This window comes from Pseudoclavibacter terrae (assembly GCF_008831075.1).
In the GTDB taxonomy this organism is placed as follows: Bacteria; Actinomycetota; Actinomycetes; order Actinomycetales; family Microbacteriaceae; genus Pseudoclavibacter; species Pseudoclavibacter terrae.
Genome location: NZ_WBJX01000001.1, coordinates 1098047 through 1124347 on the forward strand (window position 1 = coordinate 1098047; position 26301 = coordinate 1124347).

The 26301-nt window shown below is 65.4% G+C and carries 27 protein-coding genes and 1 tRNA gene; 23 read left to right on the top strand and 5 right to left on the bottom strand.

Annotation, left to right across the window (positions count from 1 at the left end; all coding sequences use genetic code 11):
- Positions 1–11: 11 nt before the first annotated feature.
- Positions 12–1352, bottom strand: coding sequence for a nicotinate phosphoribosyltransferase (locus tag F8O03_RS05070; protein ID WP_151422865.1), 1341 nt, complete (start codon positions 1350–1352; stop codon positions 12–14).
- A gap of 90 nt (positions 1353–1442) precedes the next feature.
- On the opposite strand from F8O03_RS05070, the gene murI reads away from it, so the two are divergent.
- The 3 genes from murI to F8O03_RS05085 are packed head-to-tail and all read left to right on the top strand — an operon-like array spanning position 1443 to position 3690.
- Complete coding sequence (murI, locus tag F8O03_RS05075) at positions 1443–2276, top strand: glutamate racemase (RefSeq protein ID WP_104253596.1); 834 nt, start codon at positions 1443–1445, stop codon at positions 2274–2276.
- A 59-nt stretch (positions 2277–2335) separates the two neighbouring features.
- The gene (gene rph, locus F8O03_RS05080) at positions 2336–3067 is read left to right on the top strand and encodes a ribonuclease PH (RefSeq protein WP_151422866.1); all 732 of its coding nucleotides are present in this window, start codon (positions 2336–2338) and stop codon (positions 3065–3067) included.
- Complete coding sequence (locus F8O03_RS05085) at positions 3064–3690, top strand: non-canonical purine NTP pyrophosphatase (RefSeq protein WP_151422867.1); 627 nt, start codon at positions 3064–3066, stop codon at positions 3688–3690. The genes rph and F8O03_RS05085 overlap by 4 nt, the downstream gene beginning before the upstream one ends.
- 104 nt (positions 3691–3794) lie before the next feature.
- Here F8O03_RS05085 and F8O03_RS05090 read toward each other — a convergent pair whose 3' ends face one another.
- Both F8O03_RS05090 and F8O03_RS05095 read right to left on the bottom strand, forming a co-directional pair.
- A complete protein-coding gene (locus F8O03_RS05090) occupies positions 3795–5171 on the bottom strand; it encodes an aspartate aminotransferase family protein (protein WP_151422868.1) in 1377 nt (458 codons plus the stop codon).
- 98 nt (positions 5172–5269) lie between these two features.
- Positions 5270–5351 (bottom strand) — tRNA-Leu (locus F8O03_RS05095).
- 124 nt (positions 5352–5475) lie between these two features.
- On the opposite strand from F8O03_RS05095, the gene F8O03_RS05100 reads away from it, so the two are divergent.
- The 9 genes from F8O03_RS05100 (at position 5476) to F8O03_RS05140 (ending at position 15058) form a co-directional block, all read left to right on the top strand.
- Positions 5476–6384 carry a TadA family conjugal transfer-associated ATPase gene (locus tag F8O03_RS05100; protein WP_151422869.1) on the top strand — a complete coding sequence of 303 codons (909 nt, stop codon included), beginning with the start codon at positions 5476–5478 and terminating at the stop codon, positions 6382–6384.
- Positions 6385–6728: 344 nt separating this feature from the next.
- Positions 6729–7688: a hypothetical protein gene (locus F8O03_RS05105; RefSeq protein WP_151422870.1), complete on the top strand. Its 960-nt coding sequence runs from the start codon at positions 6729–6731 to the stop codon at positions 7686–7688.
- Between the two features lie 220 nt (positions 7689–7908).
- Positions 7909–8499 carry a hypothetical protein gene (locus tag F8O03_RS05110; protein WP_151422871.1) on the top strand — a complete coding sequence of 197 codons (591 nt, stop codon included), beginning with the start codon at positions 7909–7911 and terminating at the stop codon, positions 8497–8499.
- Positions 8500–8581: 82 nt separating this feature from the next.
- Complete coding sequence (locus F8O03_RS05115) at positions 8582–8932, top strand: hypothetical protein (protein WP_151422872.1); 351 nt, start codon at positions 8582–8584, stop codon at positions 8930–8932.
- Positions 8929–9315, top strand: coding sequence for a hypothetical protein (locus F8O03_RS05120; RefSeq protein ID WP_151422873.1), 387 nt, complete (start codon positions 8929–8931; stop codon positions 9313–9315). Before F8O03_RS05115 ends, F8O03_RS05120 begins: the two co-directional genes overlap by 4 nt.
- Positions 9308–9604 carry a hypothetical protein gene (locus tag F8O03_RS05125; RefSeq protein ID WP_151422874.1) on the top strand — a complete coding sequence of 99 codons (297 nt, stop codon included), beginning with the start codon at positions 9308–9310 and terminating at the stop codon, positions 9602–9604. Before F8O03_RS05120 ends, F8O03_RS05125 begins: the two co-directional genes overlap by 8 nt.
- A gap of 604 nt (positions 9605–10208) precedes the next feature.
- Positions 10209–10772, top strand: a complete 564-nt coding sequence (locus tag F8O03_RS05130) for a recombinase family protein (protein WP_151422875.1) — start codon at positions 10209–10211, stop codon at positions 10770–10772.
- 234 nt (positions 10773–11006) lie between these two features.
- Positions 11007–11867, top strand: coding sequence for a hypothetical protein (locus tag F8O03_RS05135; RefSeq protein ID WP_151422876.1), 861 nt, complete (start codon positions 11007–11009; stop codon positions 11865–11867).
- A 185-nt stretch (positions 11868–12052) separates the two neighbouring features.
- Entirely contained in the window at positions 12053–15058 is a 3006-nt protein-coding gene (locus F8O03_RS05140; protein WP_151422877.1) for an Eco57I restriction-modification methylase domain-containing protein, read from the top strand.
- 80 nt (positions 15059–15138) lie between these two features.
- Here the strand turns inward: F8O03_RS05140 and F8O03_RS05145 are convergent, their stop codons facing one another.
- Positions 15139–16719: a recombinase family protein gene (locus F8O03_RS05145; RefSeq protein WP_151422878.1), complete on the bottom strand. Its 1581-nt coding sequence runs from the start codon at positions 16717–16719 to the stop codon at positions 15139–15141.
- Between the two features lie 30 nt (positions 16720–16749).
- Here F8O03_RS05145 and F8O03_RS18405 point away from each other — a divergent pair, with 30 nt between their 5' ends.
- The 11 genes from F8O03_RS18405 (at position 16750) to smpB (ending at position 23992) form a co-directional block, all read left to right on the top strand.
- Positions 16750–17088 (top strand): hypothetical protein, encoded by a 339-nt coding sequence (locus F8O03_RS18405; RefSeq protein WP_425280945.1) that lies wholly within the window; start codon positions 16750–16752, stop codon positions 17086–17088.
- Positions 17085–17948, top strand: coding sequence for a type II secretion system F family protein (locus F8O03_RS05155; protein ID WP_151422879.1), 864 nt, complete (start codon positions 17085–17087; stop codon positions 17946–17948). The genes F8O03_RS18405 and F8O03_RS05155 overlap by 4 nt, the downstream gene beginning before the upstream one ends.
- A complete protein-coding gene (locus F8O03_RS05160; RefSeq protein WP_151422880.1) occupies positions 17945–18883 on the top strand; it encodes a type II secretion system F family protein in 939 nt (312 codons plus the stop codon). Before F8O03_RS05155 ends, F8O03_RS05160 begins: the two co-directional genes overlap by 4 nt.
- Before the next feature lie 23 nt (positions 18884–18906).
- Positions 18907–19083: a hypothetical protein gene (locus tag F8O03_RS18020; protein ID WP_167516480.1), complete on the top strand. Its 177-nt coding sequence runs from the start codon at positions 18907–18909 to the stop codon at positions 19081–19083.
- Entirely contained in the window at positions 19070–19495 is a 426-nt protein-coding gene (locus tag F8O03_RS05165; protein ID WP_244295922.1) for a TadE/TadG family type IV pilus assembly protein, read from the top strand. Before F8O03_RS18020 ends, F8O03_RS05165 begins: the two co-directional genes overlap by 14 nt.
- Positions 19464–19928: a hypothetical protein gene (locus tag F8O03_RS05170; RefSeq protein WP_151422881.1), complete on the top strand. Its 465-nt coding sequence runs from the start codon at positions 19464–19466 to the stop codon at positions 19926–19928. The genes F8O03_RS05165 and F8O03_RS05170 overlap by 32 nt, the downstream gene beginning before the upstream one ends.
- Positions 19925–20392 (top strand): hypothetical protein, encoded by a 468-nt coding sequence (locus F8O03_RS05175; RefSeq protein ID WP_151422882.1) that lies wholly within the window; start codon positions 19925–19927, stop codon positions 20390–20392. Before F8O03_RS05170 ends, F8O03_RS05175 begins: the two co-directional genes overlap by 4 nt.
- Positions 20393–20446: 54 nt before the next feature.
- The gene (gene prfB / locus F8O03_RS05180; protein WP_104253536.1) at positions 20447–21562 is read left to right on the top strand and encodes a peptide chain release factor 2; all 1116 of its coding nucleotides are present in this window, start codon (positions 20447–20449) and stop codon (positions 21560–21562) included.
- Between the two features lie 106 nt (positions 21563–21668).
- The gene (gene ftsE / locus F8O03_RS05185) at positions 21669–22517 is read left to right on the top strand and encodes a cell division ATP-binding protein FtsE (RefSeq protein WP_104253535.1); all 849 of its coding nucleotides are present in this window, start codon (positions 21669–21671) and stop codon (positions 22515–22517) included.
- Positions 22514–23425, top strand: a complete 912-nt coding sequence (gene ftsX / locus F8O03_RS05190) for a permease-like cell division protein FtsX (RefSeq protein ID WP_151422883.1) — start codon at positions 22514–22516, stop codon at positions 23423–23425. The genes ftsE and ftsX overlap by 4 nt, the downstream gene beginning before the upstream one ends.
- A 90-nt stretch (positions 23426–23515) precedes the next feature.
- Positions 23516–23992, top strand: a complete 477-nt coding sequence (gene smpB / locus F8O03_RS05195) for an SsrA-binding protein SmpB (protein ID WP_104241539.1) — start codon at positions 23516–23518, stop codon at positions 23990–23992.
- Between the two features lie 99 nt (positions 23993–24091).
- Here smpB and F8O03_RS05200 read toward each other — a convergent pair whose 3' ends face one another.
- Positions 24092–26137, bottom strand: a complete 2046-nt coding sequence (locus tag F8O03_RS05200; protein ID WP_151422884.1) for a hypothetical protein — start codon at positions 26135–26137, stop codon at positions 24092–24094.
- Positions 26138–26301: the final 164 nt, after the last annotated feature.

Consider the following 26301-nt stretch of genomic DNA (forward strand, 5'->3'; position numbering starts at 1 on the left):
CGTGGCTGGAGTCAGACCCAGACCGTCTCGCGGCCGTCCTGCTCGACGAACACGGTCGGCAGCGCCGCTTCGCCGGCGTGCAGGCGGAGGGCTCCGATCGGCAGCTCGTCGATGGCGGTGCGGTGGTGCTCGCGAGCGCGCTGCACCCCGGCCTCGCCCGTGAACTCCTCGTTGATGACTCCGTCGACGACGAGGTCCACGAGCAGGGGCCGGTCGCTCTTGTCGGAGACGGGCGGTGCGCCGATGCCGACGACCTCGGCTTCCGCCACGCCGTGCTCGTCGCGGCGGCGGACGGGGAACTTCTCGCCGCCGACGCTCGCCTTGCCTGCGGAGCGCTTCGCGACGGACGCCCAGTCTCCGTCTTCGCCGCGGCGGGCGACGAGCTTGTAGACCATGCCGGAGGCGACGGCGCCGGAGCCGGTGACGACGCTCGTGCCGACCCCGAAGGAGTCGACCGGGCTCGCGCCGAGGCCGGCGATGGCGAACTCGTCGAGGTCGTTGGTGACCGTGATGCTCGTCTCGGTGTTGCCGAGCTCATCGAGCTGCGCGCGCACCTCTGCGACGAGGGTGGGGAGGTCGCCGGAGTCGAGGCGGACGCCGCCGAGCTCGCGGCCCGCGACCTCAACGGCGAGCCTGACTCCTTCGCGGACGTCGTACGTGTCGACGAGGAGCGTCGTGCCGGCTCCGAGCGTCGCGACCTGGGAGGCGAATGCCTCGCGCTCGGAGTCGTGGAGGAGCGTGAACGAGTGCGCGGCCGTGCCCATCGTCGGCACGCCCCAGCTGCGGCCCGCTTCGAGGTTGCTCGTCGCCTTGAAGCCGGCGATGTAGGCGGCGCGCGCCGCGGCGACCGCGGAGCGCTCACCCGTGCGGCGTGATCCCATCTCGGCGAGCGGGCGGCCTCGGGCGACCGAGACCATGCGTGCTGCGGCGGAGGCGACGGCGCAGTCGTAGTTGAAGATGCTGAGCAGGAGCGTCTCGAGGATGACGCCTTCAGCGAAGCTCGACCGGACCTCGAGGATGGGCGAGCCGGGGAAGTAGATCTCGCCTTCGCGGTAGCCGCGGATCGTGCCGGAGAACCGGTAGTTCGCGAGCCAGTCGAGGGTCTCGGGGGAGACGATGGAGTGCGCACGCAGGTGCTCGAGCTCCGCCTCGCCGAATCGGAAGTCGCGCAGCAGCTCGAGCGCGCGGCCCACTCCCGCCACGACTCCGTACCGGCGTCCGCTCGGCAGTCGCCTCCCGAAGAGCTCGAAGACGCTGTCACGATCGGCGGTGCCCGCGTGGATCGCGGCATCGATCATCGTGAACTCGTACTGGTCGGTGAGGAAGCCGGTGGACGGGCGTTCGGAAGTCACCGCCCCAGCCTAGGCCCCACCGCGGGCAGCGTACGGGATCTCGGCGCGCGCATCCACGCTCGAAGGTGCCTGGGAGTAGACTCGGCACCCATGAGCGAGGCACCGATCGGCGTATTTGACTCTGGTGTCGGCGGGCTGACGGTCGCGAGGGAGATCCGGGCGCAGCTGCCGGGGGAGTCGCTCCTCTACGTCGGTGACACCGAGCACACGCCGTACGGGCCGAAGCCGATCGCCGACGTCCGGCGTCTGTCGCTCGCGATCCTCGACGAGCTTGTCGAGCAGGACGTGAAGATGCTCGTGATCGCCTGCAACACGGCCTCCGCCGCCGTGCTGCGGGATGCGCGTGAGCGGTACGACGTGCCCGTCGTCGAGGTCATCGCCCCCGCCGTCCGCGCGGCCGTCAGCGCCACCCACAACAACCGCATCGGCGTGCTCGGCACAGAGGCGACCGTGTCGTCTCGCGCCTACGACGACGCCTTCGCGGCGGCCCCGCACCTCGAGATCTTCTCGCAGGCCTGCCCGATGTTCGTCGAGTACGTCGAGCGGGGCGACACGACGAGTCCCGAACTCGTCCGCTACGCCGAGGAGTACCTCGCCCCCATCAAGGCGGCTGGCGTGGACACGGTGGTGCTCGGATGCACGCACTATCCGTTCCTGAAGGGCGTGCTCGGCTACGTGCTCGGCCCGGGCGTCCGCCTCGTGTCGAGCGACGTCGAGACGGCCCAGGACGTGTACCGCGTCCTCGCCTCCAACGGGCTGCTCAACTCGAGCGGGCGCGCTCCCCAGTACTCGTACCGCGCGACGGGCGAGAACACGGAGGCGTTCGTGAACCTCGCTGGCCGCTTCCTCGGGCCCGATGTGCGCCACGTCGAGCGCCTCATGACGGAGGCCATCAACCTGCCGCCGTCGATGCGCCGCGCCTGACGCATCCGCCCGCCAGCTCCCACCGCTTTCCCGTACCCATCAGACTCCTTGGAGGACCAATGACCGAAGCACGCGCAGACGGCCGCACTTACGACCAGCTCCGCCCCGTGACGATCGAGAAGGGCTGGAGCGAGCAGGCAGAGGGCTCCGCTCTCATCTCGTTCGGGAAGACCAAGGTGCTCTGCACGGCGTCGTTCACCCCCGGCGTGCCGCGCTGGCTGAAGGGCCAGGGCAAGGGCTGGGTCACGGCCGAGTACGCGATGCTCCCGCGCGCCACGAACGACCGCAACAGCCGCGAGTCGGTGAAGGGCAAGATCGGTGGGCGCACGCACGAGATCTCGCGCCTCGTCGGACGCTCCCTCCGCGCCGCGGTCGACATGTCCGCGCTCGGGGAGAACACGATCGTGATCGACTGCGACGTGCTGCAGGCTGACGGCGGCACCCGCACGGCCGCGATCACCGGCGCCTACGTCGCGCTCGCGCAGTCCATCGAGTGGGCGAAGGCGAACAAGCACGTCCCGACGAAGGCCACCGTGCTCACGCGCTCCATCGCGGCGATCTCGGTCGGCATCGTCGACGGCGTCCCGCTGCTCGACCTCGCCTACGTGGAAGACGTGCGGGCGGGCACCGACATGAACGTCGTCGCGACGGGTGACGGCAAGCTCATCGAGGTGCAGGGCACCGCCGAGGGGCAGCCGTTCGACCGGGAGGAGCTCGACCGTCTCCTCGACATCGCCCTCGCGGGCACCGCGACGCTCACCGAGCTGCAGAACGAGGCGCTCAAGGCATGAGCGGGCCCGTCCGGGTTGTCCTCGCCTCCCACAACGCGCACAAGCTGGTCGAGCTGCGGCGCATCCTCGGCGCTCAGCTCGACGGCATCGAGCTCGTCTCCTACGACGGGCCAGAGCCACGCGAGACCGGTCTGAGCTTCGAGGCCAACGCGCTGCTCAAGGCCCGCGCCGCCGCCGAGCACACCCGGCTCCCGGCGCTCGCCGACGACTCCGGCATCTCGGTGGACGTGCTGGGCGGATCGCCCGGCATCTTCTCCGCCCGCTGGTCCGGGCCCGCGAAGGACGCCACCGAGAACCTCGAGCTGCTGCTCTGGCAGCTGAGCGACGTCTCGCATCCGCACCGCGCGGCGCAGTTCGTCGCCGCGGCGGCGCTGGTCGTGCCGGCCATCGCCTCGCCGACCGGTGAGGAACAGAGCGAGGCCGTGCTCGGTGTGTGGCCCGGCCGCATCCTGGAGCAGCGTAGCGGCGACCACGGCTTCGGCTACGACCCGATCTTCCAGCCAGATGGTGCGGAAGGGTCCGCGGCTGACCTCACCGACGCGGAGAAGGACGCCTCGAGCCACCGCCGCCGCGCCTTCGACGCGCTCGCACCCAAGCTGCGCACCGCCCTCGGTCTCAACTAGCGACTCGGGATGGGAAACTCGCTTCGTGCTGGAGAACGTTCCAGCACGAAGCGAGTTTGCCATCCCGAGCTTCTCGGGTTGCCGTCGGTGACGACGAGCCCGTGTCAGAGCAGCGAGCTGGCCTCGGTGAGCACGCCGCGAAGCGTCTGCTCGATCTCGTCGAACTCGGCCTGGCCGATCGTGAGAGGCGGGGCGAGCTGGATGACGGGGTCGCCACGGTCGTCGGCGCGGCAGTACAGGCCGGCGTCGAAGAGCGCCTTCGAGAGGAACCCGCGCAGCAGGCGCTCCGATTCCTCGTCGTTGAAGGTCTCGCGAGTGTCCTTGTCCTTGACGAGCTCGATGCCGAAGAAGTAGCCGTCGCCGCGCACGTCGCCGACGATCGGGATGTCGAGGAGCTTGTCGAGGGCAGCACGGAAGTGCGGCGAGTTCTCCTTGACGTTCTGCGTGAGGCGCTCCTCCTCGAAGATCTTGAGGTTCTCGAGCGCCACGGCCGCCGAGACCGGGTGGCCGCCGAACGTGTAGCCGTGCGAGAACGACGTCTGGCCGTGCTTGAACGGCTCGTAGATGCGGTCGCTGACGATGGTGGCGCCGATGGGCGAGTAGCCGCTTGTCATGCCCTTGGCGCACGTGATCATGTCCGGCTGGATGTCGTAGGTCGTCGACGCGAACATGTCGCCGATGCGGCCGAAGCCCGTGATGACCTCGTCGGCGACGAGCAGCACGTCGTACTTCGTGCAGATCTCGCGCACACGCTTGAAGTAGCCAGGGGGAGGCGTGAAGCATCCGCCCGAGTTCTGGACTGGCTCGAGGAACACTGCGGCGACCGTCTCAGGGCCTTCGAAGAGGATCATCTCCTCGATGCGGTTCGCGGCCCACTGGCCGAACTCGATGAGGTTGTCACCGTGCTCGGTGGCGCGGTAGAAGTTCGTGTTCGGCACGCGGAAGCCGCCGGGTGTGAGGGGTTCGAACATCGCCTTCATGGCGGGGATGCCCGTGATCGCGAGTGCACCCTGCGGCGTGCCGTGGTAGGCCACCGACCGAGAGATGACCTTGTGCTTGGTGGGCTGGCCCTGCAGCTTCCAGTAGTACTTGGCGAGCTTGAAGGCCGTCTCGACGGCCTCGCCGCCGCCCGTCGAGAAGAAGACCCGGTTGAGGTCGCCCGGCGCGTAGTCAGCGATGCGGTCGGCGAGCTCGATGGCATTCGGGTGCGCGTACGACCAGATGGGGAAGAACGCCAGCTCGGCGGCCTGCTTGGCGGCGGTCTCGGCGAGACGCGTGCGGCCGTGCCCCGCGTTGACGACGAAGAGGCCGGAGAGGCCATCGAAGTACTTCTTGCCCTTCGAGTCCCAGATGTGGTGCCCGTCGCCCTTGACGATGATGGGCACACCGGCGCCGTCCTCCATCACGGACTGGCGCGAGAAGTGCATCCAGAGGTGGTCTTTGGCCTTCTGTTGCAGGTCGGCTTCGTTGAACTCGGTCATCGTCGATGCTCCTTCGCAGTGCTGGTACTGGAACCGTACCCGTTGGTCGGGGAGACGGACCAGACAGTCTGTCGAGTCGGAGGAGCCTGACACTCCAGTGCGGAAGGCGGGACTTGAACCCGCACGCTCGAAAGCACAGGAACCTAAATCCTGCGTGTCTGCCAATTTCACCACTCCCGCGAGCACGGGCGTACCCGTGTGCGGGAACCAGTCTAGGGCGGCGTTGAAGGGCAGCGGAGTCGAGGCTCGCGGGCTCCTGTGGATAACTTCTGCGGGGTTCTCCGGTTTTCGGCAGGCTGTCGTCGTGAGCATCGCTGTAAGCACCATCACCGACCGAATCCGTCGTCGTGTCCTGCTCGAGGGCATCGACCTCGGCGGCGATCGTACGAGGGCCGCGGACATCGCGCGGGAAGAGGTGCGCGGCTACGCCGAGGAGGCCCTCGGGTCCTCACTGCCGCTCGTGCACGACGAGGAGTCGACGACGCGCGAGGTGCTCGCGCGGGTCACTGGCTTCGGCGTGCTTCAGCCGTACCTCGACGATCCGGAGATCGAGGAGATCTGGATCAACGCACCGAGCAGGGTGTTCGTCGCGCGCGGCGGAGTCCCCGAGCTCACGCCGACGGTCGTCCCCGAGGGTGACCTGCGCGACCTCATCGAGCGGATGCTCCAGTCGAGCGGCCGGCGCGTCGACCTGTCCTCCCCGTTCGTCGACGCTTCCCTCCCCAACGGCGAACGCCTGCACGTGGCGGTCCCGGAGGTGACCCGCCGGTACCCGTCGGTGAACATCAGGAAGTTCACCCGCCGAATCCGCGACCTCTCGCACCTCGTCGAGCGAGAGGCGCTCACCGCCCAGGCGGCGGAGTTCCTGCAGCTCGCGGTCCTGGCCGGATGCAACATCCTCGTCTCCGGCGCCACGCACACGGGCAAGACGACCATGATCAATGCGCTCCTCTCCTCCGTGCGCAGCGAAGAGCGCATCGTCACCGTCGAGGAGACATTCGAACTCGATCTCGTCGCGCGCGACGTGGTCGCGCTGCAGTGCAGGCAGGCGAATCTCGAGGGCACCGGGGAGATCACCCTCCGCCGGCTCATCAAAGAGGCGCTTCGGATGCGACCCGACTGGCTCGTGGTCGGCGAAGTGCGGGAAGCGGAGAGCCTCGACCTGCTGATCGCCCTGAACAGCGGCATACCTGAAACTACTAACGCGCAATGAGAAGTTTGGGAGACCAGCCTCAGCGGCGACCGAGACTCAAGCAACTCCTTGACAAACTGGCCTAGTTGTAATCGATCGAATCCTCCTTGTGTATCGCCGCTCCAAACCTCAATCTCTATTGCAGGAGTCTGAGGAACTGGGTCAGAAATCGTCACCTGACCCGGTACTACATTCGTGATACTAAGTCCAATATTTGCGGCGTGTCGTGGTAGAATGGATGCTGAGCGGCAAACTCCGGAGGGGTGCGACCCAATCCCCGCACCCCTTCCGCCTGCCGCTCTTCCACCGGAAATCTCGAGGTTCGAAGGAGTTGCCGCTCAATAGTCCTCAACGAAGAGGACGACATGACCCAACTTGAAGACCCGTACGCTTGGCCAACCCCGCCGCCCAAGCTCCCCAAGAAGCGCCGTCAGACTGACGACGGCGATCTCGTGCAGGATCACTCTGCCCCTGACTTCGGGCAGGAGGTCAACAAGCTCATTCTCCGAGTGCTAGGCGACCTCGTGCGGGCCGACGAGAGCCTTCTCGACCGTCCGGAGGAGCTGGCGGAGCTGGGGCGCGAGCGCGTCTTCGACATCGCTGACGACCATGTGCTCATCGATTACGAGCTTGACACGGGCGGAGCACCATCCAGCAACGCGATGGGGCATGCAGGCCTCATCCGAGCCGACGACCTCGAAGCGAGGGTCGATAATGCTGTCGAGTTCATGCAGCTCTCGCACATCACCAACGACGAGCACCGGGAGATGCAACGTCGGCGCGGTCGGGCCGGCGGGAAGCGCTCGAAGCGGGGGAAGGGCTTCACGCTCAACGACTTCGCACCGCACGCGCATCTGACGAACAAGGCAGCAGCAGAAGAGATGCGGTGCTCTCCTCGCACCGTGGCATCCCTCAGGAAGCTGTACAGGGAGACGGTGACCAAGAGTGTGCAAACTAAGCCTACTAACCCCCCAGAGGGAGACCAGGCAGAGGGAGATCGGCAGGAGCTACCCGCAGCAGCTCAGCAGGTCGAAGACACTCCAGAGCATCAACTCTCGGTGTACTACAGCCATGAGGATGAACCGGAGCCACCGGAGTTCCTTGACGACTACACCTATGAGCACCTCCTGTTCCTCAAACACTCTCAGCGGCTCCGTAATGACCTGCGACGTGCAGAGATGACGGATGCGGACTGGAGGCTCGCTCAGCATTGGAGTGCTGAGGACTACGCGAACAGTCGCATCTCGACCACTGTGGATCGCCGGGAATGGGACGAGCTGCAAGCTTTTATCGACGCGCTCGAAATGACTGACAGCTCGGTATAGGTAGCTGGACAGTCCCCCTGTCTCAGACGGCTGTTCCGTCGCCGATCGTCTGCTTCGATCGCCTCTCAGGCCCAGAGAACACGCAAATTTTCGACCACATCCCAGCTGGCAGTAGGGCAACCACCCCGTTTCCCGCTTCACGCAGTGCCAGCCGAAGAGTCGCTGGCGATTGCCGATAGTAGAAGTAACAGCTCAACTTCTACCGACGGGAACCGACAACATGGCTATGCAATGCAAGGTCTGCACCTCCTCGCTTCAGGGGCGGATCGACGCGGCCCTCCTTGCAGGCGAAACGGTCGCGAGCGTCCAGCGCGCTCATCCGTCGTTCACCGACTCGGCGATCAGGCGGCACTACCGGAACCATGTCCAGGCCACGATCATCTCGAAGGTCGCGAACCTTCCCGGACTCGACACGGCTGACCTCGTACTCCGGCTCGTGCAGCTCGCCAACGACGCGATGGGCGTCCGAAACCAAGCTGTCGCCCAGCGCAACGGCTCCGCAACCCTCAGGGCCGCGAACGCCGAACTCGGCATCCTCCGCGAGTTGATTCAGACGCTCGGCATCGACGACACCGACGTGCACGTCTACATGCAAGAAGCCCAAGCGCTCGCAGGAGCGGCAGGGGCCGTCGCGCAGGAACACCCCGAGTTCGGTGCCCTCCTCATCGCAGAACTACGCGAGACATCTCCCGAGCTCGCATCCGGCTTCGAAGCACTGAGCGCAGCCCGCGCTCTCCCCAAACCAGAACAGGACCCCCCTCATGACATCCAAGACACTCACTCCCCAAGTCCAACAGCTCCTCGAAGCTAAGCAAGTACCCGGAGAGCTGCACCAGCTCGTCGGCTCGACCTGGCACGTCCTCTCACCGCGCGGAATTCTCCTTTTCGGCCAGGTGTACACACGCGGAGACGAGTTCACGCTCACCGCCGACACCGTGGCCAAGTCCGTCAATCGACTGGGCGAGTCCCTGCTGGCGAGCTTCCTCAGCGACGACGCCCAACTCGCCGCATGGGGCGAAGTCCGCTTCGCCGCCGGTCCACGCCCTGAGGACTTTCAGCAGCTCCTAGCCGGCTCGACCGCATGGAAGCTCGCGAAGCAAGCTGCGCTCGCTCGCGCGGGTCGATACCCCTACGGCACGAAGCTCCGCGACGACGCCATGCGAGAGGTGGAAGCGCAGTTTGGCCCCGGCGACATCGCGACCGGCGGTCAGACGAACTCACACGGCGGGCAGGTCACCCCATGACCTCGAACCGAGCGAACCGACACCGCGGCGAAGAGTTCCGAACACGGGTCGCGAACTTCTTCAAACTCGCGCTCCTGCCCGTTGTCCAGAAGGTTCCCATCGACAGCCTGGCGACGGCGTTCAGGATGGACCCTCGTCCCCAGATTTCCCATCTCCACATCGGCGAGCATTTCGCTGTCTCGGTCTCAACTGGGTTCCCTCTCGACGTATCCGGCAACCTCGATCGCGCCGAAGCAAACGCCCGAACCGATCGGCGACCGTATGCGGTGGCCGTGATCGAGCGACAACGACGAGACGGGATCGAAGAGTCCTACGCCGTCCTGTCTCTCGACACCCTGCGGTCGCTCATCGAGCAAGTGGAGCGAGGTGGCTCTCGTGATTGAAGCGGAGCAGACGCCTAGGCGACGTGGCCGACCTCCTGGGAGTACGAGTCAGAAGGTCAGCCGGATCGAGATCATCCATAACGGCACGCTCTGGCTCTTTCCCGAGGGCACGCGCATCCGCAGAGTCATGCTGGACCGCAAGGCCTGGCTCATCGTCGCCCCGGCGTCGGAACGCCCCTTCCTCGTCGACGACATGAACTGCAAGCGCCACGTGACAGACGACGACCAAGAGATGCTCCTCCGCCTCGTATCCGCAGACACAGGCTCGGTAGTCGACCACAGCTCATAGATTTCAGAAACCGGGCGCTGGTGATTCCTGCTTGACCTCGACCAGCGCCCACTCCTACGGCGGAGCCTGAGAACTCCGCAGTGCGGCACGTTGTCCTCGACGGAGCCGCGCAGAGCGTCCGGCGATCTTTGGTCATTTCGTCCCGGACAGTTCCGACACCCCCTGCCAGCCGGGCGACGGCAGGGGGTTTGTCGGAAGCCGTCAGTCCTTGGGCTCGCGCATCCTGACCAGCATCGAGAGGGTACGCCGCGCGACCTTGCCCCGTGGGCCGGTGCTGATTGCGCCTATAAGTGCGACGACACCCGTTGTCAGGGAGAGGAAAACGGTCGGGAAAGCAACTAGTGCCAGCGCCAAATCGGACATCAGGCCTCCGCCTGCATCTTGGTGCCCCGGTACGGCAGGGGGTGTTGCGGGGCCTTGCATACTGAGCCGATCAGGCGCTGTACCTGATGGCCCTGATCCTAGCTCGACCGATCGCGCGGAGCAACGCTAACGATCATTTACGGACACGTGCTGATCGACGCCGATACTGGCTCGAAATCCGTAACTTTTTCCGTGTCCGAAATCTATGTACTGTTAGCACCGTTTGTGTTACGCTCTGGGCGTGACTTCTCAGCGCATCGGGTACAGCCGCGTATCCACGACCGACCAGAACCCAGATTCTCAGAGGGATGCCCTCGAATCGGCAGCAGTGGACGCGATCCACGTCGATTTCTACACTGGCACGAAGGCGAGCCGCCCCCAGTGGGACATCGCACGCGGGAAGCTCCGTCGCGGCGACACTCTCGTAATCACTCGCTTGGACCGGCTGGGCCGCTCGACTCGCGACCTCCTCGAAATTGCCAAATGGTTGGAGGACAACGGCGTCCACCTCGAAGCCACCGAGCAGAAGATCGACACCGCTACACCGGAGGGGCGTCTCTTCTTCACCATGATTGCCGCATTCGCAGAGTTCGAGCACGGCATGATGGTCAGCCGCACGAAAGATGGGCTGGCGGCGGCGCGTGCTCGCGGCCGCGTCGGCGGCAGGAAGCCGAAGCTCACCGAGCGCCAGCGCGCCGATATCCGGAAGCGCTATGAGGCCAAGGCCAGCCCGACGGAGCTTGCAGAGGACTACGGCGTCAGCCGCCAGACCATCTACCGGGTAATCGGAGATGCCAAGGCATAGCCGCTCCGCTCGCACGACCGGCCCCCGCCACGTGCGGGAGTTTCGTGTGTCCGCCGATGTGCCCCGTCTCCGAGCGGTCCGGGGCAGCAGGACCGAAATCGTTTTGACCCCTAGTGCCTTCAGCCGCCCGCGCGGGTCGGTGTCCGGAACGGACACGGGGTGTTTCTGATCGTTTCTGCGAATGACACATTTGAGGTGAATACATCGCTGACAATTGACCGGCATGATGGTGGGATGAGCGAGGAATACAGATGGACGCCGCCCGGTCTCGCCGAAGCCGAGCTTGAAGCCTTCCTAACACCAGCCGTGGGCATGCCAAGCACTGCCATCCCGAGCATCGTGTCCTGGATCATCGACAGCGGGAGCTCGTCCGTTCACAACTACGTCGACTGGGATTGGGTGCAACAGTTTCAGGCAGCATCTGGGCGTGTCGTCAGCGGCGTTGGCCAGAGCCACGTCCATCTGAGCGATGCACGCCGAGTCTTGGCGGAGCTTCCGGAAGAGACGCTGACCTTCGTAGTCGACTACAAGCTCAGCGCGGTGCCGTTTGCGCGTAGGGGCTCTTACTCCAAAGTCAAGCAGCTAGAGAAGCTTCTCCACGACGCCCGCTCTACTTGGGAGGTCGGCGAGCGAGCCGGAAGGTGTGGTCTCGTCGAGCGCCTACCAGGTGGGGTACGCCTTGTCGTCGAAAGCGTGATGACCGGACAAGATCGCGCCAGTAGCCTCTTGAGGCGAGCTTGGGAGAGCGCGTTTAGCCCCCAGCCTTCGGCGAGTCATGCATACTACGATGCCGTGCGCGCGGTCGAGGTGCTGTCCGGTCCTCTCATCTCGAACAATGACCGTGCGGCCACGCTGGGGAAGGACATCAACGTCCTTCGGGGACAACACGCGAAGTGGCGCTTCGCTTTGAGTGGCAGCCAATCGATCGACCAAGTGCTCGGAGCTATGCAGCTCCTGTGGCACTCCCAGAACGACCGGCACGGACGCGAGGACTACGAGGATGTCTCCATCGAAGAGGCGCGAGCAGCGGTGCTCTTAGCTTCAACGCTTGTTGGATGGCTCGCTCAAGGGGCGCTCTCGAAGATCGAGCGTTAGAGCCATGCGGACGCCGCGCGGAGGTCCTTTCGCCTTCACCCGCCCACGTACCCGGGTCTAGGCGGGAAACGCCGAGGCCCGTGCTGTCCTAAGCTCAGATTCAGCGCTGGAAGGCCCGGGCGCTGAGACCAGATTTAAGCCGCTAAGCAATATGCGTCAGAGCGGACGCCCCAGGAGGGAACCCCATGGATGACGTTGCGATGCCGGTGTCGTTGAAGGCAAGGGTCCAGAATTTCGCCGAGCGCCAGATGGAGCTGTTCCGCGAGAACTACAAGGAAGCTTCTACTCGAATCGAGTTCGTTGACCCGCTGCTCGCCGCATTGGGTTGGGACGTAAGCAACGATGCGGGTCTGGCTGAGCGCTTCAAAGATGTCGTAGTTGAACCCGCTCAAGAAGTGGATGGACACAATCGCGCCCCCGACTATGCGCTAAGGGTAGACGGCGTCCGCAGGTTCTTCGTGGAGGCGAAGAAACCCAAGATCCCCCTCAAGAATCACAAGGACTCTGCGTTTCAGGCACGCGGTTACGCTTGGTCGGCCCAGCTGCCGGTCGTCGTCCTGACGAACTTCAGCGAGATCGCAGTCTACGACGGCCGGCTTCGGCCCAAGCCGGGAGATCCGGCAAGCAAGGCCAGACTCCTCTACATTACCTGGGATCAGCTTGAGGAGCGATGGGGTGAGCTGTACGCGCTGGTCGGACGCGAGTCAGTTGCGTCCGGTGCGCTGGAACTGTTTGTTAAGGCGTCTGGAAACAAGGGCGGCACTGAGCGGATCGACCGGGTCTTTCTCCGGGACCTGGAGGAGACGCGTCAGACTCTGCTTGCCCATGTCGCCGTTCGAAACCCCCACCTCACGGATTCGGAGCTGCTTCGGTCGATCCAGCTGACTCTGGACAGGATGATTTTTCTCCGCTTTTGCGAGGACCGCGGCATGGAGCGCTTCGGCGCGGTTCGAACGGCCGTCAACTCTCAAAACCCCCGCGCCGCGCTTCAAACCTTGTACCGCGAGGCAGACGCACGCTACAACTCGGGCCTCTTCCACTTCGACGTCGAGGCGGGTCGAGTCGATCCAGATCTCTTGACTTTGAACTTGAACATAGACGATGACGTCATTCGGAAGACCGTAGAACGGTTCTACCCTCCTCAGTCTCCATACGCCTTTTCCGTCATGCCTGTTGAAGTGCTCGGTCGGGCCTACGAGTCCTTCCTCTCTTGGCGGATCACACGCGCCGGTGGGAAAGTTGCTCTGGAGCAGAAGCCCGAGGTCCGGAAGGCGGGGGGCGTCTACTACACACCGGAGTGGTTGACGCGGGAAACTGTCAAACGTGTCCTCGACCCGCTGCTGGCCGGGCGAACGCCGGAGTCCATGGCTCGCAAGCCGCTTCGACTGCTAGACCCGTCGTGCGGGTCGGGGAGTTTTCTTGTCGTCGGCTACAGGTACCTGCTGGACTGGCACCTCGCCCAGTACGCCAAGGACGCTCAGCGCTGGCTTCCCACTTCTCGCCGCCAAACAAACGTCCGACTCAGGAAGAACCGTAACGGTGAGCTAGCGCTGACCGCCCGGGAACGTAAACGGATACTCACCGACCACATCCACGGAGTGGACATCGACGCGCAGGCGGTTGAGGTGGCCAAGCTGTCGCTCCTCCTGACATTCATGGAGGACGAGGAACCCTCCGATGCTAGCGTCGCGCTCACAGGTTTCAAAGACCGGATCCTGCCAGATATTGAAGCTAACGTGCGCTGCGGGAACAGCCTCATCGGTCACGATGTACTGACCGATGACGAGCTGTTGGACGTGGACGATCCTGCCCGCACGAAGCTGAACCCATTTGACTGGCGCGCCTTCGGCTTCGAATTCGATGCCGTCGTGGGCAATCCGCCATGGCTTATGGCGGGCTACGAGACGACTGCACGCAGCCTCAAGTACCTGAAGTCCAAGTATTCCAGCTATACGGGCAAGGCCGACCTCTACTACCTTTTCATCGAGCGGTCGATCAACCTGTTGACACCGAACGGGCGTATCGGCTTGGTAGTGCCCAACAAAATGTTCGCGACAGGATCGGCGAAGGGACTCCGATCTCTGCTCAGCCACTCACCTCTCGTCGAGTCGATCGTCAATTTCGGCGCGGAGCAGCTGTTCGAGGGTGCAACGAATTACTCCCAGATCCTGATCCTGGACAAGAACACGGCGGCTTCAAGCACTTTGAGCTACACCCGAGCGGTGAAGTACATGGCTGCCAGTCAGTCTTGGGGCATCGAGCGCGCGCGCTTGAACTCCGAACCCTGGGATCTGTCGTCGCCGATCTCGCGAGCGGTCTATCAGCGGATGGAGCATGGCGCGACGCGTTTGGATGAGATCGCGACTGGCTTCGACAACGGCGTGCAGACGGGCAGAGACCCGTTGATGATTCTCTCAAAGGATGAGGCGACGGCTCTAAGACTTGAGCCTGAGTTCCTGCGACCGCTGGTTAGAGGACGCCATATTCGCGATGGTCGAGTCACCCCGGGTGGGGAAGTGATCGTGTTCCCCTACAAAGAGATCGATGGTCGCTACGTCGTACTGACGCCCTCACAGCTGACTCGCGCACCCTGGCTCCAGGCCTATCTTGAAAGCATCCGAACCGAGCTACAAAAGAGGAAGTGGTTCGGTCAGTCTGCTACAGATCTCACCGGACAGTGGTGGGGGCTGATGTTCGTTGAGGAGCCGGCCGCGTTCAACGAGCTGCACCTGGTGACCCCGGCCTTCACCAGGATCGCGTCGTTCGCCGTCGGTGGTCGTGAACTGTTCCCGACAGGTACAGCGGGTGTCACAGGGGTGAGGTTGCCGAGTGGCTACGACCCAAAGCCGCTCCTGGCGCTCCTGAACTCCCCGTTGCTTTCGGCATACGCTCTTGGCCACAGCCCTGAGTACCAGGGAGGCTTCCGGAAATTCTCAAAGCCGTACATTGACTCGCTGCCCATCAAGGGGCATGCGGCTGGGGAGCGAGGAACCTGGGACAGGCTCGGCGACCTATGGGAGAAGAGGATGCAGCTACCTCCAGGGGCAAGCCGAGCCATCGTAGATACGCGCATCTCAGACTTAGTCTTGGAACTTTACGGCGTCTCGCAGACAGAGCTACATGCCCTCCAAGTCAGCGTCGAGCCCTTGGCCGATCCGATGGAAACGTCCGATCCGCACCCAGATCTTTGAAGTCGAGACGGCGTCCTATGCGATCTGGATAGGCCGGAGGTCCGAGTGTACTTTTCCGGGTGCTGCCGGACGGCATGGGCCTACTCGTTCCAGCTTGCCAGCTCCTGCGCGTCGTCGATTTCCGGGTCGAGATGGGGTGACTTCAAAAAGCTGACGCTTAGCCGGTCCACGGCAGCCCGCCTCCCGGGTGCGACTCGAACCCTGACGTACTCCCGCGCATAGAGGGTCTGCTCTGCGATCGTCATAGCGTCAAGACGTGCACCGACGGCTCGCCTAAGCGTGACGCCAGCGTCCAGACTCGCGGTTATCTTCCCCGTCTCAGGGTCGCGGCTGAACATGTCCGCCCGCAAGTCGGACAGCTGGCCGCGACTCTCAAGGGCAAGACCGCCCCGCTCTTCCGCGAGCTTCGAAAGTGCGCGCTCTTGCTTGGCGATACGGGCTTGAATCTGGGGTACACCCTCTGTCGCTTCCTCTAGGACGTCCAACAAGCGCTCGATGCTTCCCCGGGCCCGGTTCATCTCAGCTTCGATCTCAGCCGCGCGCCCCGTCGAAGTCGCCTGATCGTCAGGCAGCGGTGCTTCACAGATGGCACGGATGAGTGCGCCCCGGACGTAAGGCTCGACGATGTCCATGCGCACAGAGGAATGCTGGTCGCCATGCGACGCTCCAGCGCGTCTCTCATAGCTCGGCCGGCACCGGAGATACATCGTGCCGTTGCTACTGCCAGATCTAAGGGGCAAGCCGCATGCGCAGAGGACGAGCCCGGCGCTGAGGTATTTCTTGACTCCGCCGCCGAACTGGCCCGGATGCTTCTGCTGTATGCCTCGCAGCGTGTCCCGCGCTTCAAGGTAGACCTTGCCCTGGACGATCTCCGGCCATGCGCCCTTCTCCCGAACCAAGCTCGCACCCGCGCCGCTCGTGCGAACTCCGATGTTGCGTTCACGCAGCAGCAGTGCCTTCAACATCGTTACGTTGTAGGTGTTTCCGCCTCTGCGCTTGACCGGACGCTTCGGATTTCTATCCTCAGCAACTGGTGAACGGATGCCCTTCTTCTCCCAGTCCCGGACGATACTGTTGAGAGTCTCTCCTCTGATCACGGCGGCGTAGGCCTCGCGAAGGTGCTCGGCCTCGCTCTCGCGGATGGTCACACGATCTTTCTCGTACCCGAAGGGGCGAGGCCCCCAGAGTGGCAATCCAAGAATTCGCTGAGCGTCGAAGCGCGCGTTCAGCCTCATTTTTTTGAGGTCACTCTCGTAGCTGGCAAACAGTCCGGTGATGCCCGCGTTCAATCGGTCGGTTGGCTTACTAAGGTCCAACACAGCACCGCTGGTGCTGAAGTGCCAGAGCACTCCACGATCTGCGCTGATCTTGGCGAAGGCCGCACGCTCGTGGTCCTCTCGCGCTAGGCGCGTCTGCTCGGTCGCTACGACCACATCCACAGCTCCAGACTGCACGAGCTGTGCCAGTTCTTTGAAGCGAGGGCGCTCCAGTCCCTGGTAAGCACTCACAGTACCTTCGTCAAGCTCGGCTACGACCTTGTAGTTCGCCTTCTCTGCCAGCTTCAGGCATGCCGCTAGCTGGTTGCCGGTCTTGTCCACGGAGTTGTCATCTTCAGAGATTCGAGCGTAGAGCGCGGCGCGTGGTTGCTCTTGGACTGCCATAGCGTGAAGCTTAGTTCAGGTATGCCTGGCATGTGCAGCATCCACGCCAACTCGGCTCGGGACGCGCTCATCAAGCTGTCGACGCTGCCGCTCCTGGCTGGGCGCAACATCGACAGCGCGTTCGTCGTGCCGACGGTCGCCAGCTGCATCGACCTCGTGGTGCACCTGGAGATGACCGCTTCAGGGGCTCGACACGTGGGCGAGATCCTCGCACCCACGGGTGTCGCGACGGGTCAGATCATCGAGGCGGCGACGCTCTTCCGCCGCGGTCGCGGGCAGCTCGAATCCACGGGGTCCCCGCCGCCACGCATCGCGAAGTACGAGGCGCGCGGTCTCGACCCTGCTCGAATTCTTCGGAGGTCCCTGTGAACGTGCTGCTCGCGCTCGTCATGGGCGCGGGTGTCTCCAGCATCGTGAGTGCGTGGCTCTGGCCTCGGAGCGCCGAGCGCGTCGAGTGCCGTGCCTCCCGCGTCGACGACTTCCGCGCCGACCTGCGGCGTGCAGGCTTCGAGCGTGTTCCTGTGGCCGCCTTCGCGGGCGCCGCGGGTGTCCTCGGTCTCACGCTCGGCGCCGCAGGACTCGCGCTCACCGGTGTGATCGCCGTCGCCGTGCTGGCCTTCCTCGCGGGCTGCGCCGGCCCGTTCGCGATCGTCCGTATGCGTTCCGTGCAGCGGCGCAGCCGCAACCGTCTCGTCTGGCCGGACGTCATCGACCACCTCGTCGCTTCCGTCCGGTCCGGCGTGGCTCTGCCGGAGGGAGTCGCGAGCCTGGCGGAGTCTGGCCCGGCCGTGCTGCGCGACGACTTCGCCGCCTTCACGAGGCAGTACCGCCTCACGGGAAGCTTCCGTGTCGCGCTGGACGACCTCAAGGAACGGCTCGCAGACCCAACCGCCGACCGCATCCTCGAAACACTCCGCATGTCCAGGGACGTCGGCGGCGCCGAGCTCCCCACGGTGCTCAAGAGCCTCGGCAGCTACCTCCGCGAAGAGCAAGCGGTGCGCCACGAAGTCGAGGCGAAGCAGTCCTGGGTCATGAACGCCGCAAAGCTCGGATCAGCCGCACCCTGGATCGTCCTGCTCATGCTGGCCACGCGGCCGGAAGCCGCCACCGCCTTCAACAGCTACGAAGGTGCCGTCGTCATCCTCATCGGCCTCGCCACGACAGTCCTCGCCTACCTCGTGATGCTCCGGATCGCGAAGCTGAAAGACGACCGCAGGTGGTTCGCATGAACGAGACCCTCGGCTGGGCCGTCCTCTGCGGCCTCGGTCTCGGCATCGGCCTCTGGACGATGCTCGCCGCCGTGCCCCGACTCTCCAGACCGAATCTCGCCGAACGCCTCGCACCGCACCTCCTCGACGTGTCGGCAGCCGCCCGCGCCGACGTGCAGAAGACCGCGACCGACCCGCTCCCTGTCCTCGGCACCCTCACCGCCCCGATCATGGCGAAGGGACGCACGCTGCTCGGCGAAGTCCTCGGCGGCAACGACCGCATCATCGGCCAGCTTCGCCAAAGCGGCTCCTCCGCCAGCGTCGAACGCTTCCGCGCCGAACAGCTCACCTGGGGGCTGATCGCGGCAGGAATCGGACTCGCCACCGCACTGATGCTCGGCGTGACCCGAGGGATGCCGGTCATCGCTCAGATCCTGCTTCCCCTCCTGCTCGGCGGCGTCGGGATCTTCGCCCGCGACCAGGCACTCGGGCGTGCAGCGCACCGCCGGCATCGACAAGTGGCCAGCGAGTTCCCGACCGTGATCGAGTTCCTCTCCCTCAGCATCTCGGCCGGCGAGGGAGTCTTCGACAGCCTCAGGCGCGTCGCGAGCGTCAGCACCGGCGAACTGGCCAAGGAATTCGCACGCGTCGTCCACCACGTGAACACCGGCGTCTCGCTCGCCGACGCGCTCCACGAGATGACCAGGGGCGTCAAATACCTGCCACTCGACCGTTGCGTCGAGCACATGATCTCCGCACTGGAACGCGGCGCGCCCCTCGTCGAAGTGCTCCGCGCACAGGCAAGCGACGCCCGAGAGCTCGGAAAGCGCGAGCTCCTCGAAGCGGCGGGGCGCAAAGAAGTGCAGATGCTCGTCCCGCTGATCTTCCTCATCCTGCCCACCACCATCCTGTTCGCGCTCTACCCAGCCGTCTTCGTGCTCCGCACGAGCTTCTAGAGCCCCACCCGAAAGGCACGACCATGCAATTCCTCCACGCACTCCGAACCAGAGCAGCCTCCGAACGCGGAGACGTCCCCGGCTGGGTTCTGATCACGATCATGTCCGCCGGAATCGTCATCCTCCTCTGGACCGTCGCCGGCGACCTCCTCGTCAACGTGTTCGAGAACGCCATCACCCGAGTCAGTGACTTCAGCTGACAAGCCCGCCCGCTCACTCCGGCCCGTGATCCGCGACGACCGGGGATCGGCGGTCGCCGAGTGGGTCATGGTCACGGCGATGCTCGTGCTCCTCACCGTCACGGTCCTGCAGATCGGCTTCGCGCTCTACGTACGCACGACGCTCCTCGACGCCGCGGGCGAAGGCGCCAGGCACGCCGGGCTGTTCGGCGCCGACCTCGACGCGGGCGAAGCGCGAGCAGCAGAGCTCATCTCCGTCAGCCTCGGCGCCGGCTACGCCGAGAACATCACAGCCACCACAACGCAACTCAACGGAGCGCCAGTCGTCGCCGTCACCGTGCGCTCGCCACTTCCGCTCATCGGCCTCCTCGGACTGCCAGAAGCACTGGAGGTGACCGGGCATGCGCCACAGGAGACGCTGGACGCTGCGTGACGATCGGGGGTCAGCCTCGCTCGAGTTCCTGACCCTCGGCACACTCCTGATCGTGCCGCTCGCCTACCTCATGCTGACGCTCTCGGCGCTGCAGGGAGCGAGCATTGCCGGGGAGTCGGCGGCGAGAAGCGCAGCACGCCTGCTGGCATCCGACCCCGAGTCCGTGGAGACGCAGGCTCTCGCGGCGGCGGCGATCAACCTGGCCGCAGCCGACCACGGCTTCGAAGCCGAGGCCGTTGAACAGCTCGTCGCATGCGACAGTCCCGCCGACACCTGCCAGGATGCAGGAGCCGTCGTCACCGTCACCGTCACCGTCACGATCGACGTGCCCCTGCCATTCGCGCCGAACCTCACCGGGGGAGCGGCCCCGCTCTCCATCCCGACAAGCGCCACATCCTCGTTTGCCGTCACACGCTTCGGACTCTCCACATGAGCAAGCACCCAACCCGGATCCCGGACGGGTTGCAGCGGATGCGCGACGAACGAGGCAGCGTGCTCCCGCTCATCCTCGTCTTCCTCATGATCGGACTCACGACCGTCTACGTGCTCGCCGCCGCCACGTCGCTGTCCATCGAACGAAAGCGACTCCTCACGATCGCGGACGCCGTGGCGCTCTCCGCCTCCGAGAGCTTCTCCGCAGCCGACGTCGCCCTCAGCGGAGACGAACTCACACCCGTCCTCGACCCCGAGGCAGTTTCCGAGCGAGCCGTCATGACCCTCGAAGACCTCGCGGGTGGTGCCCCGGATGGCCTCACGCTCGACTCGGCGACCACCCCGGACGGCGTCACCGCCCACGTCGTCATCACCGGCCACTGGACGCCACCCCTCGCCCATGCGCTGCTCCCATCCGGTCTCGACATCACCGTCTCCAGCGACGCCAGAGTCGTGCTGTCCTGACCTCACGCGAGCCGAACCGCGCCGCCCAGCCCTGGCGGCTAGTCTTGAGGGATCATGATCAACCTTGACCTCGCTTCGGAAATCGCCGCCCTGCGCAGCACCTTCGGAGACATCAGCGCCGTGCTCAACCCCGACAAGCTCCGCGCGAAGGTGGTGGAGCTCGAAGCCGCAGCATCCGTCCCCGACCTCTGGAACGACACCGAGAACGCGCAGAAGGTCACCTCCGCACTCAGCCACGCGCAGTCCGACCTCAAGCGCCTCGACGAGATCGAACGACGCCTCGACGACCTCGAAGTGCTCGCGCAGATGGCCGTCGAGATGGAAGACGAGGACACGGCGGAAGAAGCCCGCGCCGAGCTCAAGTCGATCACCAAGGTCATCGGCAACCTCGAGGTCCAGACCCTCCTCGACGGAGAATTCGACCCGCGCCCCGCGGTCATCACGATCCGCGCCGGCGCCGGCGGCGTCGACGCCTCCGACTTCGCCGAGATGCTCCTGCGCATGTACCTCCGCTGGGCAGAACAGCACAGCTACAAGGTCTCCGTCCTCGACACGAGCTACGCCGAGCAGGCCGGCATCAAGTCGGCCACCATCGAGATCGACAGCCCATACGCCTTCGGCACCCTCTCCGTCGAAGCCGGCACCCACCGCCTCGTGCGCATGAGCCCATTCAACTCCGCAGGCAGCCGCGAGACGAGCTTCGCCGCCGTCGAGGTCGTGCCGCTCATCGAGCAGACAGAATCCATCGAGATCCCAGACAACGACATGCGCGTGGATGTCTTCCGCTCGTCCGGCCCGGGCGGCCAGTCCGTCAACACGACCGACTCCGCAGTCCGAATCACGCACCTCCCCACCGGCATCGTCGTGAGCTGCCAGAACGAGAAGAGCCAGATCCAGAACCGCGCCGCAGCGCTCCGCGTGCTGCAGTCCCGGCTCCTCCTGCTCCGCCGCGAGGAAGAGAACGCGCAGAAGAAGGAGCTCGCCGGCAACATCACCGCGAGCTGGGGCGACCAGATGCGCTCCTACGTCCTCGCGCCATACAAGATGGTCAAGGACCTCCGCAGCCAGCACGAGACCGGCAACACCGACAAGGTCTTCGACGGCGACATCGACGCGTTCATCGCCGCCGGCATCCGCTGGCGCAAGCGCGGCGAAGCCGACGCCGCCTAGGAACGCGGAGAAGGCGCCCGGAAGCAACGAGCCGGGCCCCCACGTCTGACGTGTTCTGCATGTCGCGCCGGGCTGCGGCCACTCCGGTGCCTACCCTGTTAGCGCCATGATCAGATTCGATAACGTCGCCAAGGTCTACCCTGGCACCGCCGCCCCCGCACTCGACGACATCACCTTCGAGGTGCTGCGCGGCGAGTTCGTGTTCCTCGTCGGGCCCTCCGGGTCCGGCAAATCCAGCGTCCTCCGCCTCATCCTCCGCGAGGACGCCCCGAGCCGCGGACAGGTGCACGTGCTCGGCCAGGACCTGCGCCGCATCTCCAACCGCAAGGTGCCCTACTACCGCCGCAGCATCGGCATGGTGTTCCAGGACTTCCGCCTCCTCGCAGGCAAGACCGTGTTCGAGAACGTCGCATACGCGCTCGAAGCGCTCGGCAAGTCGCGCGGCCACGTCGCGAAAGCCGTCCCCGACGTCCTCGAGACCGTGGGCCTCGGCGACAAGGCGAACCGCTTCCCCCACGAACTCTCCGGCGGCGAGCAGCAGCGCGTCGCCATCGCGCGCGCCGTCGTCAACAAGCCGGACATCCTCCTCGCGGACGAGCCGACCGGAAACCTCGACCCCGTCACGAGTCGCGGCATCATGCGTCTCCTCACCCGCATCAACGCGAACGGCACCACCGTCGTCATGGCCACGCACGACGTCTCGATCGTCGACGAGGAGCGCAGGCGCGTCATCGAGCTCGACGGTGGCGTCATCATGCGCGACGAGTCCGACGGCGTCTACCAGCCGGGAATCGTGCCGCTCACAGAAGCGGAGACGGCAACCGCGAACCAGCTCGAGCAGAACGACGACGCCGACGCGCAGGTCCAGGCACAAGCCCCCACATCCATCGCCGACTCGATCGCCTCCCGCGTCGCCGGCGAGAAGACCACGAAGAACACTGGAGACGTCAAATGATCGGCCGCGTATTCGCCGAGATGTGGCAGGGACTGCGCCGCAACTCGAGCATGGTCATCTCCGTCGTGCTCGTGACCTTCGTCTCCCTGACGTTCGTCGGCGCCGGAATCCTCATGCAGCAGCAGATCAGCAGCATGAAGGCGTTCTGGTACGACCGAGCCCAGGTGTCCGTCGACCTCTGCTCCTCCGTCTCGACCGCCCCGAACTGCGCAGGCGGTCAGGCGAGCGACACCCAGCGCGACGCCGTCGAGGCAGCCCTGCAGGGCGCCGTCCTCACCCCGTACGTCAGCGAGTACGAATTCGAGGACCAGGACCAGGCCTACGAGAACTTCCAGCAGCAGTTCGCCGGCGACCCCATCGTGTCCTTCGTCGAGCCCGAGTACCTCTCGGAGAGCTTCCTCATCACGCTCACCGACCCCGACCAGGCCGACATCATCATCGAGCAGCTCTCGAACTACGACGGTGTGGAGGCGGTCACGGACCAGCGCCAGTACCTCGAGAGCATCTTCGAGCTGCTCAACGTCGCCAGCCTCTCCGCGATCGGCGTCGCGGTCGTCATGCTCGTCGCAGCCGCGCTGCTCATCGCGACCACGATCCGCCTCTCCGCGATCAGCAGGCGCCGCGAGATCGGCATCATGCGCCTCGTCGGCGCATCCAACCGCTACATCCAGGCGCCCTTCATCCTCGAAGGCGTCGTCGCGGCCCTCATCGGTGCGGTGCTCGCCTTGGCGGCAACCGTCGCGATCGCGCACTTCTTCGTGCAGGGCTACCTCGGCAGGCAGCTGCCATTCGTCTCCCTCATCGGAGTCCCGGAGGCGCTCCTCGCGATCCCCGTCCTCCTCGTCGTCAGCGTGCTGCTCGCCTGGGTCTCCGCGCGCATCGCGATCAACAAGTACCTCAAGGTCTGACCCGCACGCAACAGCAAGGTAGACCGATGGGCAGCCCGTGTCGTAAGATAGCGGGCTGTCCATCGTCTGCCGTCGAGAGAGGAAGAGGCCATGCCAAAGGAGCAAGGGACGAAGCCTGTCGCGACGAACCGTCGAGCCAGGCACGACTACCTGATCGAGGACACCCTCGAAGCAGGCATCGTGCTGAACGGAACCGAGGTGAAGTCGCTCCGACAGGGGCGCGCCTCCCTCGTCGACGGATACGCGTACATCGACCGCGGTGAGGCGTGGCTCGACGCCGTGCACATCCCCGAGTACCTCGAGGGCACGTGGAACAACCACGCACCCCGCCGCAAGCGGAAGCTGCTGCTGCACAAGGAGCAGATCCGCAAGCTCGCCATGAAGACCAAAGAGGGCGGCTACACGCTCGTCCCGCTGACGCTCTACTTCCTCAACGGCCGAGCAAAGGTCGAGCTGGCCGTCGCGAAGGGCAAGCGCGAGTTCGACAAGCGCCACGCGCTGCGTGAGCGCCAGGACAAGCGCGAGGCCGACCGCGCCGTCGCGTCTCGCAAGTACATGGGGGAGTAGGCAGCGCCCCGCGTGCCGGTGCGCTGCACGTCCCGGAAAGCAATGCGGCCCCCGATCCACTGGATCGGGGGCCGCATCGCTGTCCGTCGCCTCGAGCCGCTAGCGCACGCTCTCGACGAGCGTCGCGATGGAGCTCTCGTGTGCGGAGAGCAGCGTCTTCAGGCTTCGCGACTGCCAACCGCGGTCCGTCTGGCCGTCCGACGACGGGTCGGCGCTCCACCAGGCCGTCTGAACGGCCGCGTCGGCTGCGTCGAACGAGTCGAACATCGCGGTGAACAGCGGTGCCGAGTTGGCGAACGGAACGGCCCCGACGGTGAGGCTCAGCGTCTCGGAACGGTACGAGTCGGACGCGGCCTGCGCAGCATCCGCGGCCTTCCCGAACTCGGTGCTGTAGCTCGTGCAGACGTCAGCGAGCTCGTCGAGGAAGCACTCCGATGCAGCCAGGTCCGCGATGCCACGGTAGAAGTCGACGTAGGTCGACTTGATGGCGTCTGCGATCGTCGTGCCGATGTTCGGGTCGCTGTAGTTCGGGCATCCCGTCGACACGTTGCACGGGTAGTACAGGTTGTTGCCGAGGTCAATGTTCTGACCGTCGGGGATGGTGAAGACCGTCGACGAGAACGACGCGAGCTGCGTGCCGAACGTGTTGTAGATCGAGTTGTACTTCGGGAACGCCTCGCAGAACTGCTGCAGCGCCGCGACGTCCGCGCTTGCCGTGTCAGCGAAGTTCGCGACGATGTCGCGTCGCTCGCTGAGGCCGTCGCTCTCGGTCTGGGCGGCCTTGTACGCGTCGGAGGCGTCGGCGCCGTCCTCGACCGCGAGCGAGGGCACGGTGGAGCCGGCGAGGTCGTTGATCGTCGTCTCCGCCGTCGCGACGTTCCCGCAGCGAGTCGAGAAGTCGGTCATCTGGGCCGCCGACTGCGAGAAGAAGTCGGTGTTCTCGCCCAGCGAGGCCGAGATGGTGACGTTGGCGGCCAGGTCGAGGTTCTCGGTCGTCCAGTCCGCGTAGTGCGCGTCGAGGTCCGTCTGGAACGCAGCAGCGAGCTCGTCGCCGCGGTTCACGTTGTTGTTGTGGATGGTGACGGGGATCGCTACGGCAGCTCCGACCAGGACCACCACGCCGATGATCGCGGGGATGAGGATCGCTGGCTTCCGGAACCAGGGCTTCTTGGCAGGGGCTCCGTTGCCGAAGTCGTTGGGGCCGGACGGTCCGCCGCCCTGGTAGCCACCGCCCCCGTTGCCGCCGAACGCCGGTGCCCCGAACTCCTGGCCGGGGGCGTAGGGAGCTGGCGTCTGGTTCTCCGGGGCGCCGTTCCAGGCGCCGGCCTGCTGCTGCGCGCCGTAGCCTGCGCCGAAGGCGGCAGCACCTGCTTCGGGGGCGGTCGAGCCGAACCCGTGTGCCTCGTTCTGGCCGCCGTAGCTCGGCGCGCTGTTCACCTCGCCGTGCGCTGGCGACTCGAAGCCGCCGTTCGCCTGACCGGGGCCAGCCTGACCGGCATCCGGGGCGTTCCACGCCGGGGTCTGCGTCGTCGGGGCGTCCTGCGCGTCTGGAGCCGACTGGCCCCACGCGGGAGCGGATGGCTGCTGGTCCCATGCTGCGGGGGCCGAGGCGGAGGCGCCCTGGCCGTTCCAGGCGTTCGGGTCCTGCTGGGGAGTCTGCTCCCAATTCGGGGCGGCGGGCGCGCCAGAGTCGAGGATCTCCGTCTGGTTGTGGTCTCCGCGACCGAGCACAGCGGTCTCGTTGCCGTCACCGAAGCCGAGAACCTCGGTGCTGTTCTGGTCAGCGTGAGACTGGTCGCCGCTCGCCGGTTCGGCGCCTTCGCCGACTGCGTCGCCCTGAGGCGATGGCTCGGCATCACGCGGCCAGGTGGGCGCCGCTGGCGCCTCGTACTGGTCAGGCGCGGGGGCCTCGCTGTCGCTCACCTCTGGCTGCCCGGCTCCATCCTCGGAGGGGGCAGGAGCGTCCGGCTCCTCAGCAGGCCTGCCGAAGTGCGCTCCGAAGCCCTCGTGACCAGAGGCCTGGTCTCCCTCACCAGAGGCCTGGTCTGCCGGAACGGTGCCCCCGGACTCCTGGGCATGCTCGTCGCCGTGCTCGGGCTTCTGCCAATTCGGGCGCCCGAATCCTTCAAAGTCATTGCCGCTCATGGGGTTCAGGTTACTGGTCCTGCCGGGAATCGCCTCCAGGCTTGCCCTGAGCACGCCAGGACGTGGATTTTCCGGCCGTCTTGACGTATGTTTAGGAGCTGCCAGTTCTTCTGGCAGCTGCAACTCAACAGAGCTCATGACGTGGAACGCCGCCGAGGAGACTC

Coding starts and splice junctions, on each gene's coding strand:
- murI (WP_104253596.1), top strand. CDS start 1,443: ATGAGCGAGGCACCGATCGGCGTATTTGACTCTGGTGTCGGCGGGCTG.
- rph (WP_151422866.1), top strand. CDS start 2,336: ATGACCGAAGCACGCGCAGACGGCCGCACTTACGACCAGCTCCGCCCC.
- F8O03_RS05085 (WP_151422867.1), top strand. CDS start 3,064: ATGAGCGGGCCCGTCCGGGTTGTCCTCGCCTCCCACAACGCGCACAAG.
- F8O03_RS05090 (WP_151422868.1), bottom strand. CDS start 5,171: ATGACCGAGTTCAACGAAGCCGACCTGCAACAGAAGGCCAAAGACCAC.
- F8O03_RS05105 (WP_151422870.1), top strand. CDS start 6,729: ATGACCCAACTTGAAGACCCGTACGCTTGGCCAACCCCGCCGCCCAAG.
- F8O03_RS05110 (WP_151422871.1), top strand. CDS start 7,909: ATGGCTATGCAATGCAAGGTCTGCACCTCCTCGCTTCAGGGGCGGATC.
- F8O03_RS05120 (WP_151422873.1), top strand. CDS start 8,929: ATGACCTCGAACCGAGCGAACCGACACCGCGGCGAAGAGTTCCGAACA.
- F8O03_RS05135 (WP_151422876.1), top strand. CDS start 11,007: ATGAGCGAGGAATACAGATGGACGCCGCCCGGTCTCGCCGAAGCCGAG.
- F8O03_RS05140 (WP_151422877.1), top strand. CDS start 12,053: ATGGATGACGTTGCGATGCCGGTGTCGTTGAAGGCAAGGGTCCAGAAT.
- F8O03_RS05145 (WP_151422878.1), bottom strand. CDS start 16,719: ATGGCAGTCCAAGAGCAACCACGCGCCGCGCTCTACGCTCGAATCTCT.
- F8O03_RS18405 (WP_425280945.1), top strand. CDS start 16,750: ATGTGCAGCATCCACGCCAACTCGGCTCGGGACGCGCTCATCAAGCTG.
- F8O03_RS05160 (WP_151422880.1), top strand. CDS start 17,945: ATGAACGAGACCCTCGGCTGGGCCGTCCTCTGCGGCCTCGGTCTCGGC.
- F8O03_RS18020 (WP_167516480.1), top strand. CDS start 18,907: ATGCAATTCCTCCACGCACTCCGAACCAGAGCAGCCTCCGAACGCGGA.
- F8O03_RS05170 (WP_151422881.1), top strand. CDS start 19,464: ATGCGCCACAGGAGACGCTGGACGCTGCGTGACGATCGGGGGTCAGCC.
- F8O03_RS05175 (WP_151422882.1), top strand. CDS start 19,925: ATGAGCAAGCACCCAACCCGGATCCCGGACGGGTTGCAGCGGATGCGC.
- prfB (WP_104253536.1), top strand. CDS start 20,447: ATGATCAACCTTGACCTCGCTTCGGAAATCGCCGCCCTGCGCAGCACC.
- ftsE (WP_104253535.1), top strand. CDS start 21,669: ATGATCAGATTCGATAACGTCGCCAAGGTCTACCCTGGCACCGCCGCC.
- ftsX (WP_151422883.1), top strand. CDS start 22,514: ATGATCGGCCGCGTATTCGCCGAGATGTGGCAGGGACTGCGCCGCAAC.
- smpB (WP_104241539.1), top strand. CDS start 23,516: ATGCCAAAGGAGCAAGGGACGAAGCCTGTCGCGACGAACCGTCGAGCC.
- F8O03_RS05200 (WP_151422884.1), bottom strand. CDS start 26,137: ATGAGCGGCAATGACTTTGAAGGATTCGGGCGCCCGAATTGGCAGAAG.